At 70.6% G+C, this 9,352-nt stretch carries 9 protein-coding genes; 5 read left to right on the top strand and 4 right to left on the bottom strand.

Translation table 11 applies throughout. From position 1 onward, the window contains the following. Window positions 1-61 precede the first annotated feature (61 nt). Entirely contained in the window at window positions 62-1,159 is a 1,098-nt protein-coding gene (locus G4D87_RS27185; protein WP_240358649.1) for an MJ1255/VC2487 family glycosyltransferase, read from the top strand. 3 nt (window positions 1,160-1,162) lie between these two features. On the opposite strand, the gene G4D87_RS27180 is transcribed toward G4D87_RS27185, so the two are convergent. Both G4D87_RS27180 and G4D87_RS27175 read right to left on the bottom strand, forming a co-directional pair. Further along, a complete protein-coding gene (locus G4D87_RS27180; protein WP_163785420.1) occupies window positions 1,163-2,209 on the bottom strand; it encodes an SDR family NAD(P)-dependent oxidoreductase in 1,047 nt (348 codons plus the stop codon). 15 nt (window positions 2,210-2,224) lie between these two features. After that, window positions 2,225-2,698, bottom strand: a complete 474-nt coding sequence (locus G4D87_RS27175; RefSeq protein WP_163785418.1) for a TlpA disulfide reductase family protein — start codon at window positions 2,696-2,698, stop codon at window positions 2,225-2,227. A 112-nt stretch (window positions 2,699-2,810) separates the two neighbouring features. On the opposite strand from G4D87_RS27175, the gene G4D87_RS27170 reads away from it, so the two are divergent. The 3 genes from G4D87_RS27170 (at window position 2,811) to G4D87_RS27160 (ending at window position 6,325) form a co-directional block, all read left to right on the top strand. Beyond that, window positions 2,811-3,932, top strand: a complete 1,122-nt coding sequence (locus G4D87_RS27170; protein WP_163785424.1) for an aminotransferase class I/II-fold pyridoxal phosphate-dependent enzyme — start codon at window positions 2,811-2,813, stop codon at window positions 3,930-3,932. Window positions 3,933-4,117: 185 nt separating this feature from the next. Continuing rightward, the gene (locus tag G4D87_RS27165; RefSeq protein ID WP_163785417.1) at window positions 4,118-5,005 is read left to right on the top strand and encodes a hypothetical protein; all 888 of its coding nucleotides are present in this window, start codon (window positions 4,118-4,120) and stop codon (window positions 5,003-5,005) included. Between the two features lie 24 nt (window positions 5,006-5,029). Beyond that, window positions 5,030-6,325 (top strand): choice-of-anchor X domain-containing protein, encoded by a 1,296-nt coding sequence (locus tag G4D87_RS27160; protein ID WP_163785415.1) that lies wholly within the window; start codon window positions 5,030-5,032, stop codon window positions 6,323-6,325. Window positions 6,326-6,330: 5 nt separating this feature from the next. Here G4D87_RS27160 and G4D87_RS27155 read toward each other — a convergent pair whose 3' ends face one another. Continuing rightward, on the bottom strand, window positions 6,331-7,482 hold the full coding sequence (locus G4D87_RS27155) for a hypothetical protein (RefSeq protein WP_163785412.1): 1,152 nt from the start codon (window positions 7,480-7,482) through the stop codon (window positions 6,331-6,333). A 305-nt stretch (window positions 7,483-7,787) separates the two neighbouring features. Between G4D87_RS27155 and G4D87_RS27150 the strand changes: the two genes are divergently transcribed. Further along, a complete protein-coding gene (locus G4D87_RS27150; RefSeq protein WP_163785411.1) occupies window positions 7,788-8,531 on the top strand; it encodes a PP2C family protein-serine/threonine phosphatase in 744 nt (247 codons plus the stop codon). A 6-nt stretch (window positions 8,532-8,537) separates the two neighbouring features. Here G4D87_RS27150 and G4D87_RS27145 read toward each other — a convergent pair whose 3' ends face one another. After that, window positions 8,538-9,137 (bottom strand): hypothetical protein, encoded by a 600-nt coding sequence (locus G4D87_RS27145; protein WP_163785409.1) that lies wholly within the window; start codon window positions 9,135-9,137, stop codon window positions 8,538-8,540. Between the last annotated feature and the right edge of the window lie 215 nt (window positions 9,138-9,352).

Below are 9,352 nucleotides of genomic sequence, written 5' to 3'. Positions count from 1 at the left end.
GTCAGTTGTGTATAAGAGACAGGGCTCAACGGGGGCGCGGCGGGCGCGTATGCTGCCGGGCATGCGAATCCTCTACGGTGTCGTCGGCGAAGGCATGGGCCATGCGACGCGCTCCCGCGTCCTGCTCGAGGAGCTGACGAAGGAGCACGAGGTCCACATCGTCGTCTCCGGCCGGGCCCAGGACTACCTGGCCAGGCGCTTCCAGAACGTGCACGGCATCTGGGGGCTGACGCTCGCGTACGAGGGCAACTCGGTGAAGAAGTGGCAGACGGTGCTGCAGAACCTCACGGGCGCCGTGAAGGGCTGGCCGCAGAACATCCGCCAGTACTTCGAGCTGGTGGACGACTTCCGCCCGGACGTGGTGGTGAGCGACTTCGAGTCGTTCAGCTACATGTTCGCCCGCAACCACCGGCTGCCCGTCATCAGCGTGGACAACATGCAGGTCATCAACCGGTGCAAGCACGAGCCGGCGCTGCTGGCGGGCCACGAGGACAGCTACGAGACGTCGCGCGCCATCGTGAAGGCGAAGCTGCCGGGGGCCTTCCACTACCTCGTCACCACGTTCTTCTACCCGGAGCTCCGCAAGCGGCGCACCACGCTGGCCCCGTCCATTCTGCGCCCCGAAATCCTGGAGGCGAAGTCCGAGCCCGGCGAGCACCTGCTCGTGTACCAGACGTCGACGACGAACACGGCGCTGCCCGACATCCTCAAGGCCGCGGGCATCCCCTGCCGCGTGTACGGGCTGCGCCGCGACATCACCGAGGACCTGGTGGACGGCAACCTCACGTACCGGCCCTTCAGTGAGCAGGGCTTCATTGACGACTTGCGCACCGCGCGCGGCGTGGTGGCCAGCGGCGGCTACACGCTGATGAGCGAGGCGGTGTACCTGCGCAAGCCCGTGCTCAGCGTGCCGCTGGTGGGCCAGTTCGAGCAGGTCATCAACGCGCTGTACTTGGAGCAGCTCGGGTACGGCATGTACGTGAAGGCGCTGACGGTGGACGCGGTGAAGGAGTTCCTGGCGCGCGTGCCCCGCTGCCAGCAGGCGCTCCAGGGCTACGAGCAGGACGGCAACACGCGGATGCTGGCCGCCCTGCGTGAGCAGCTGGCCCTGGCCTACGAGCACCGCGGCCACTGGGCCATGGAGCTGGCGCGGGACTGAGGGTCAGTGCAGCGGCACCCCGGTCTCGTTGTTGCGCTCGGCCGCGCGCCGCGTCAGCTCGGTGAGCCAGGACTGGGTCAGCGGCGTCTCGCTCTGGCCGCCGGTGTAGCGGTCCTGGCTGCTGTCCTGGGGCAGGAAGCGGTTGGCCCAGGCGGTGAGGGCGGCCGTCAGGTCGGGCGCCAGCGCGCGGCCCACGGCGGCCAGCTTCGCGGGTGCGCCCAGCACCGCCTCGGCGTCGCCCCGCCGGCACGCGTCCAGAATCTCGCGCGCGGACCGCTCGGCGCTCATCGAGGCGATGGGCAGGGAGTCCCCGGTGGTGAACCACGCGTACTCCGCCTCGTGGTTGCCCTTGAAGTAGGCGTTGCGCGGGCTGCCCGTGCGCATCAGCCCCGGGCACACCGTGGTGACGAGGATGCCGTCCTGGCGCAGCTCCGCGCGAAGGCCGTCCGACAGGCCCACCAGCGCGAACTTGCTGGCCGAATACGGCACCAGGTGGGGGATGCTCACCTTGCCGCCCACGGAGGCGATGTTGACGATGCGCCCCTTCCCGCGCCGCTTCATCTCCGGCAGCACGGCCAGCGTGGTGTACAGCGCCGCCCACAGGTGGGTGTCCATGGCCTCCTCGAAGTCCTCCAGCGTCATGGACTCCAGCGGCCCCACCTGGATGACGCCGGCGTTGTTGATGAGCACGTCCACGGTGCCCCAGCGCTCGTGGATGGCGGAGACCATGGCCTCCACCTGCACGGGGTCTCTCACGTCGCAGGGGATGGCGTAGACGTCGCCGCCGGCGCGCTCCAGTTCCTCGCGGGCCCGCGCCAGCGTCTGCTCGTCCCGACCGCAGATGGCCACCCGGGCCTCTTCCTTCACGAGCTGACGCGCCAGCACCAGCCCCAGGCCGCGCGAGCCGCCGGTGATGAGGACGGTGCAGTCCTTGAACTGGATGCGGGAGCGCAGGATGCGGCGCAGGCCCAGCGCCGCGCCGATGCTGGCCGCGGCCAGGGTGCCGAGCGAGAAACGGGACGAGTCAGAATCCTTGCGGCGAGCTGGCATGGTGGGCTCCTGGAGTCAGGGGGCGGGAGAGGGGGCCGCGGCGCTGGCCTGGACGAAGCGCTCCAGCACCTGCCGCGCGTGGTGGGACGCGTTCCGGCCGGAGAAGTGGTGGCGCAGCCGGCCGGAGTCCGCGTCGAACACCAGCCACGCGGGCGTGTCCGTCACGTCATAGGCCCGCGCCATGGAGCCGTCGTCCACGGCGATGGAGTGGTAGAGCCCGTGCTTTCGCGCGAAGGCCTCCACCGCGTTGGTGTCCCGCAGCTCCTTGTCGGAGTGCGTGACGTCCACGCTGATGACCTTCAGCCCGCGCGAACCATGCTCCGCGAGGGTGCGCTTCACCGCGTCGATGTCCTCGTCAACGTCGCGCTGCTTGACGGTGAAGAAGTGGAGGAGGACGGGGAGCCCATCCAGCTCCGAGACATGGACGGGCATGTGGATCCACCCACCATCCGGGTCCAGCAGGGTGATGGGAATGTCGAGCGTGGGCATGGGGACTCCAACGAGGCCTGGGTTCGGAGAGGACGCGACTCAAGCTAGGCACGCGTGGCCGCCTCCGGGCGGCGCTGGACGGCAGGCCGTGAAGCAGGCAGACACTCACGGCATGCGCATCCCCGACTTCAAGCTGGAGCGGTACTTCGCGCGCTGGGAGTTCGCGGCGCCGTACCTGCTGTGTTCCTCGGACATCGAGGGCTGGAGGATGGGCGACTTGCTGGCGCTCGCCGGCCCGGACGAGCGGGCCCGCTGGGAGGGGCTGACGCTGGGCTACACCGAGTCCACCGGCCTGCCCGCGCTGCGCGACGAGCTTGCCGCGCTGTACCCGGGCCTCTCTCCGGAGCAGGTGCTCACCTTCGCCGGCGCGGAGGAGGCGCTCTTCGTCCTGGTCAACGTGTTGCTGGGGCCCGGGGACCACGCCGTCGTCACCTGGCCGGGCTACCAGTCCCTGCACGAGGTGGCGCGCGCCACCGGCGCGGACGTGACGCTGCTGCGCCTGCGCGAGGAGGACGGCTGGGCGTTGGATTTGGATGCGCTGCGCCGCGCGCTGACGCCCCAGACGCGGCTGCTGGTGGTGAACTTCCCCCACAACCCCACGGGCGCGTTGCTGGACCGGGCCACCTTCGACGCGCTGTGCGAGCTGTCGCGCGAGCGTGGCATCCACCTGCTGTCCGACGAGGTGTACCGGCTGCTGGAGTACGAGCCGCGCGACACGCTGCCGCCCGCGGCCAGTCACACGCCGCACGGCATCAGCCTGGGGGTGATGTCCAAGGCCTTCGGCCTGGCGGGGCTGCGCGTGGGGTGGCTGGCCTGCCGTGACGAGGCGCTCTTGCGGCGCTGCGCGGCCTACAAGGACTACACGACCATCTGCAACAGCGCGCCCAGCGAGGTGCTGTCCCTCATCGCGCTGCGCGCGAAGGAGCGGGTGCTGGCGCGCAGCCGGGCGTTGCTCGCGGCGAACCTCGCCCTGTTGGATGGCTTCTTCGCGCGGCACCCGGCCACCTTCCAGTGGGTGCGCCCGCGCGCGGGCAGCGTGGCGTTTCCCAAGCTGCTTCGCGAGACGCCCGTGGCCCGCTTCACCGAGGACCTGCGCGAGCGCGAAGGCGTGCTGCTGCTGCCCGGGGACGTCTACGACTTCCCCGGCAACCACTTCCGCCTGGGCCTGGGCCGCACGAACCTGCCCGAGGCCCTGGAGCGACTGGAGCGCTACGTGGTCGACACATCGCGTTGACGCGGCCGTCTCGAGTGTCACCTACCTGGGGGAATCCACAGGGGTGATGCGGTGCGTCAGTTCTCGCGCGCACTTCTAGATTTCCGTGACCTCGACCTTTTACACACCGCGCCTCTACAGTACGCCCCGCCGCCTGGTCCCCCGCCGGGTTGGCATCCCCCTACGCAGCGCTGGAGGCGCTCAACATGAAGAAGTTCTTCGGTACGGTCATTGTCGCCGCGACGATGCTGGCGGGCACGGAGGCCGCCGCGGCCAACTACACGCTGTGGATTCATGGCCGCAACGGCGGCACGACGCAGCCCGGCAACTACAACGACTTCAGCTATTGGGGCTCCGCGAGCGTCGCGGCGGGCGTGAACAAGAAGGCCGTCAACTGGGACGGTCGTGAGCGCATCGGCTCGCAGAACTACCGCATCCGCGACGCGCTGGACTGCTTCTGCACCGGCAGCAACTGGTGCTACGTCGCCGCGCACAGCGCGGGGAACCTCCAGATTGGCTACGCGCTGTCGATGTACGGCGGCTCGGTGCGTCAGGTGAAGAACGCGTCGCCCAACGCCAGCGGCGTGTGTGGCAACGCGAGCGGCGGCGCGACGCAGACGGGCTGGAACATCCGCTGGGTGAACGTCGCCTCGGGCGCGGCCGGCGGCAGCGAGCTGGCCGACATCGGCGAGTGGGCGGTGAGCGAGCCGCTGGTGAGTGACTTGCGCACCACCACCGCGCGCTCCATGTACAACCACAACACCACGCGCAACGTGTGGTTCTACATGTTCGCGGCCGCCAAGGGCACGTTGTACTCCTTCGTGCTCCCGGGCCAGGACGATGAGGCGGTGGCGTACCACTCGACGGGCGGCGTGTCGGGCAGCGCGGGCAGCTCGCAGTGCAACCGCGGCGACTGGTTCTGCGGCGCCACGCTGAACCTGGGCACGGCCGCGAGCAGCGACGGGCGCGCGAAGTGGAGCTTCCACACGTTGGAGCTGCGCGACGACCAGGAGGTGTACAACCACTACGCCGGAGGCAACTGGGGTGGCATCATCGCTCCGGTTCGCCAGGACGTGGTCACCTACGCGTACTGAGCCCCCTCCACCGCAAGAAGCGACATGACTCCGACTGGCACCGTCTCCGTTCCCGCGTCCCGGATGCGCCGCGCCCTGTGGGCCGTTCCCCTCATCCCGCTGGTGCTGGGGGGCATGGGGTGGTGGTGGATGGAAGCAGGTGCCAGCTCGGAGCCCTCCGGCGAGGACGGCGCATGGGAGGCGTCCTCGCCGCCCGCGATGCCCGGCCCCGCGCCGCGGAAGTCGGGAGGTGGCATGGGCGGCAGGCCGGCGGGGAGTGTGCCGGGCGTGGCCGTGCAGGAGCCGGCTCGCGGGCCGGAGGAAGCGGAGCGGGACGCGCGGCGCCAGCTGTGGGAGCAGCGACTGGCGCGCGCGAAGCAGACGCTGGAGTCGTACATGAAGGCGACGCGCTATCCGCCGGAGTCGCGTCCCGCCAGTGAGCACCCGGATCAGATGGAGATGGCGGAGCCGGAGCGCACGCGCCCGCTGAACAAGGACGGCTCCGACATCCAGCTCCGGCTGAAGCAGGACCGCGTCTTCGTCGTCGGCGACGAGGTGGTGCACTTCTTCGTCGGCTGCGAGGACGCGCACCGCATGCCCAGGCCCTGCCAGGTGGTGTCCGCCTCCGCGCACGAGGCCGAGCACATGCCCGGCGCGGGGGGCATGCCGGCGGTCCCTCTCCCCTTCTCCGACGACGGCGCCGCGGGCGACGCGCTCTCCGGAGACGGCACCTTCACCGGACGCTTCCAGCCGTCGAAGCAGGGGTTCCCCCTCTATTCAGGCACGCTGCGCGTGGACGTGCAGGTGCGCTCGGGGGGCGCGGAGGGCACCGCGTTCTTCGACATCATGTACACGCCGTCGCCTCCGGCGCTCTTCACCGGCCGGGTGCGGGAGGTGCTGGAGCAAGGCTCGCTTCAGCTCTACCTGGGGATTCAGGTCCAGAAGGCCGGACGGTACGTGGTGGCGGGCCGCGTGGATGACGAGAGCGGCATGCCCTTCGCGCACGTGTCCTTCAACGAGGAGCTGACGCGCGGCGAGCAGGAGGTGAAGCTCACCATCGCCGGCAACCTGGTGCTGGACGAAGTGCCCACCTTCCCCCTGAAGCTGCGCGACGTGGAGGGCTTCCTCCTCAAGGAGCGGGGGGACCCGGACCGGGAGCTGATGACGAGCTTGCGCGGGTACGTCCACACCACGAATGACTATCCCGCAGCGTCCTTCTCCCCCGCGGAGTGGCAGAGCGAGGAGCGGCGGCGCTATCTGGACGAGCTGCACCGGGACGTCATCGATGCGCAGACGCACCTCGACGACATCGGCCTGGAAGACGCGCCGCCCAAACCGTGAGTGGCTCAGTCCCGCGGGTTCTCGGGCGCCGGTGCCTCGGTGGCGCCGGGGTTCGCCTCGGGCCGTAGCTCTGGCTCCAACGTCTCCGCGACTGCTTCCACACCCTGTGCGGCGAGGGTGGCGGCCACCGGCGCGCTGGCCGCCGCGGGGTTGGCGGAGAGGGAGCCCAGGACGCCCGCCATGGCGGCATCGTCCAGGGACGGCTCCTCTGGCGGCAGCAGGCTCAAGTCATTCGGGTCCGCGAGGAACTCGTCCGGGCCCGCGGGGCTGATGGCCGGGTCCAGCGCCTGCCGCACGGCGAACTGCTGCCCGTAGGTGGCCGCGTAGGCGCTGCCCAGCGCGTAGCCCGCGGGCGCATCATCCACGCGCGCGTCACCGGCCGCGGCCGTCGCCAGGTCGGGGGGAGCGGCGTCGATGCCCGCGGCCTCGGTCGCGAAGTTCACCGGCGCGGCGGAGCGCGCGGCCGCGAGAGCGGACTGCTGGGACTCCGTGGCGCCGGAGCTGGCCGCCGAAGCGTCATCGGCGCCAGCCGTGAAGAGGGCGGCTTCCGCGGCGTGCAGGCGCGGGGCTTCCTCGAAGATGTCCTCGAGTCCCAGCTCCAGCGGCGGCTCCAGGTCGGCCGCGGCGCCGGGGCCATTCAGCATGAACAGCACGTCCTCCGCTTCCATGGGCGTGGGCGCGGTGGAGGTGTCCCGGTTCTGCAGCTCCCACGCGGCGGCCTCCGGTGAGAGCAGGTCGCTGCCCATGTCCTGGGTGCTGGCGCCTCGGAAGGAAGGCCGGGGTGCCGCGCCACTGACGGCCTCACGGGGCGCGCCGAGCGCGGTGGGGAGCTGCGAGCCCAGCAGCTGCGAATACCGCGGCGGGGCCGCTTCGAAGGAGCTCTCGCCAGCGAACACGCGCAGGTGCTCGGGCGCCTCCGCGTCCATCGCGTCCACGTCCACACCCGTCAGCCTCGGCGCGTGCGCGGCGAGCGACGTGTCCAGGTCATCCACCTCCGCCTGGAACTCGCTCTCGTCGGCATAGCCACGCCGCACCGCGGGAATCGGCTGCAGCGGCTCGCGGGGCGTGAGCGGCGACACCGACTCCACATTCGTGTCGAGCCGGGCGCGGGAGATGGCGCTGGAGATGCTCGCGGTGATGCGGCGGATGGACGACATCAAGGGCTCCCTGCGGCGCACACTCCGGGCCGCATCGGAATTGTCGCCTCATCACCGGAGAAGTTGCCAGGGAACGGGCCCGGAGGCCGGGCGGAGGTGTGGGGTCGCGACCCCACGCTCTGGGGGCTGTTGACGGGTGGAGGGCACTTGCAGCGTCTGCCAGTGGACGGGTGAGGGGTGGTTGTCAGGGTCCCGTGGCACTCCCTTCCCAGGAATCCCCTGAACCGGAGTATCCGTTCCATGCGTCCGTCGGGGGGAAGGACGCTGGCCTCCCACTTGCTGGTGGAAGGCCCGAGGAGGCAGTCATGAGATTCGACAGCGCGGGACAGACCCACATCGGTCGACGGTCGCACAACGAGGATGCGTTCTGCGTGGCGCCGGAGCTGGGGCTGTTCGTCGTGGCGGATGGGCTGGGCGGACAAGAGGGGGGCGAAGTCGCCAGCCGGTGTGTCGTGGACACCTTCGTGGGCTTTGGCCTGCGCCTGGGACAGGACCGGGATTCGACGTGGCCCACGGTGCCGGACCCTCGCCGCAGCCGTGAAGAGAACCTGCTGGCGGCGTGCTCGGCGCTGGCGCAGCGCAACCTCCAGGCGCAGCGCGTGGGCCGGCTGCGGGAGATGGCGTCCACCGTGGTGGCGTTGGTGGTGAGCGAGCACGGCGCGGCCGTGGCGCACGTGGGCGACAGCCGCCTGTACCGGCTGCGTGCCGGCAAGCTGGAGCCGCTCACGCGCGACCACTCGCTCATCGAGGAGCTGCGGGACGCGGGCATGGAGCCGCCGGGAGGCTCGGGCAACCTGCGTCACCTCATCACCCGCGCGCTGGGCACGGAGAACGCGGAGCCCACCGTGCAGCGGCTGCAGGCGGAGCCGGGCGACGTGTTCCTGCTGTGCTCGGACGGGCTCTACGAGCCGCTGGGGACGGAGGGCTTGATGAAGCGCCTGACGATGTCCTCCGCGCGTGAAGTCTGCGACGCGCTGGTCGCGGACGCCTACGAGGCGGGCGGCAAGGACAACATCACCGCGGTGGTGCTGCGCGTCGCGGAAGCGTGAGGCGCGTCAGAAGCCCACGCCGAAGGAGAGGCTGGCGGAGGGCAGCCACGTGTTCCCGGGCTGGATGAGCTCGGGCGCATGGGGCAGCCACGCCAGGCTGAAGTTGAAGTCGCCCACCAGCTCGAAGCCCGCGGCCAGCGGGCGGAGGAAGCGCAGCCCGAGTCCCCCCTCGGGCCCCGTCGTGGCCACGCGGCGCCGGTCGGTCCCCTTGAATTGGAACCCGGGGTCGTCGCGGCCCACTTGCGCCTCCGCGAAGCCCCCGGCGAGGAAGGGCTGGAAGGTGCCCCAGCGCTCCACGTCGAAGCTGGCCAGCCGCAGCTTGGCGCGGAAGTGCGCCACCTCCGGCTCGGGGTCGCCGTGCAGGAAGCCACTGCCGGTGCCACAGCTCTCCAGGGACAGGAAGGCCACGGGGGACAACTCCAGGCACAGCTCCGGCCGGCCATTGCCATTCGCCGTCGAGCCTCCCACGCGCAGGTTGCCGAAGTTGCGCGCCGCGCGAGGTGGCTCGGCTTTCGTGCGTGCCTCTCCCGCGGCCTCCTCCGCGCGAAGTCCGCCAGGCGTGAGGGCAAGCAGGGCCAGGGCCGCTGGAGTGGAGAGCGAGCGCATGCCTGCACGCAACCGCGCCGCTTCCACACCCGTCAATCCAACGCCAGGGTGAGTGTCTTTGACCCCGCATGTGTCGACGACAAAGACGTAGGCACTCGACCTCGGTGTAGGTCTCGCTTTGTGTCTCGCGTGACAAGCCTCCGGGTCATTCCTGCCACCTGTTGTTACTCGCTCAACAGCAGGGCTTTATCGCGGTAGGCTGGCCGTCCCCCCAC

Source organism: Myxococcus vastator (genome assembly GCF_010894475.1).
Classification (GTDB): Bacteria; Myxococcota; Myxococcia; order Myxococcales; family Myxococcaceae; genus Myxococcus; species Myxococcus vastator.
Note: the sequence above shows the minus strand (reverse complement) of the source record. Positions and strands in the feature narration are given on the sequence as shown.

Bases quoted from the DNA above. Each gene is read 5' to 3' on its own strand.
- G4D87_RS27185 (WP_240358649.1), top strand. From the start codon at position 62: ATGCGAATCCTCTACGGTGTCGTCGGCGAAGGCATGGGCCATGCGACG.
- G4D87_RS27180 (WP_163785420.1), bottom strand. From the start codon at position 2,209: ATGCCAGCTCGCCGCAAGGATTCTGACTCGTCCCGTTTCTCGCTCGGC.
- G4D87_RS27175 (WP_163785418.1), bottom strand. From the start codon at position 2,698: ATGCCCACGCTCGACATTCCCATCACCCTGCTGGACCCGGATGGTGGG.
- G4D87_RS27170 (WP_163785424.1), top strand. From the start codon at position 2,811: ATGCGCATCCCCGACTTCAAGCTGGAGCGGTACTTCGCGCGCTGGGAG.
- G4D87_RS27165 (WP_163785417.1), top strand. From the start codon at position 4,118: ATGAAGAAGTTCTTCGGTACGGTCATTGTCGCCGCGACGATGCTGGCG.
- G4D87_RS27160 (WP_163785415.1), top strand. From the start codon at position 5,030: ATGACTCCGACTGGCACCGTCTCCGTTCCCGCGTCCCGGATGCGCCGC.
- G4D87_RS27155 (WP_163785412.1), bottom strand. From the start codon at position 7,482: ATGTCGTCCATCCGCCGCATCACCGCGAGCATCTCCAGCGCCATCTCC.
- G4D87_RS27150 (WP_163785411.1), top strand. From the start codon at position 7,788: ATGAGATTCGACAGCGCGGGACAGACCCACATCGGTCGACGGTCGCAC.
- G4D87_RS27145 (WP_163785409.1), bottom strand. From the start codon at position 9,137: ATGCGCTCGCTCTCCACTCCAGCGGCCCTGGCCCTGCTTGCCCTCACG.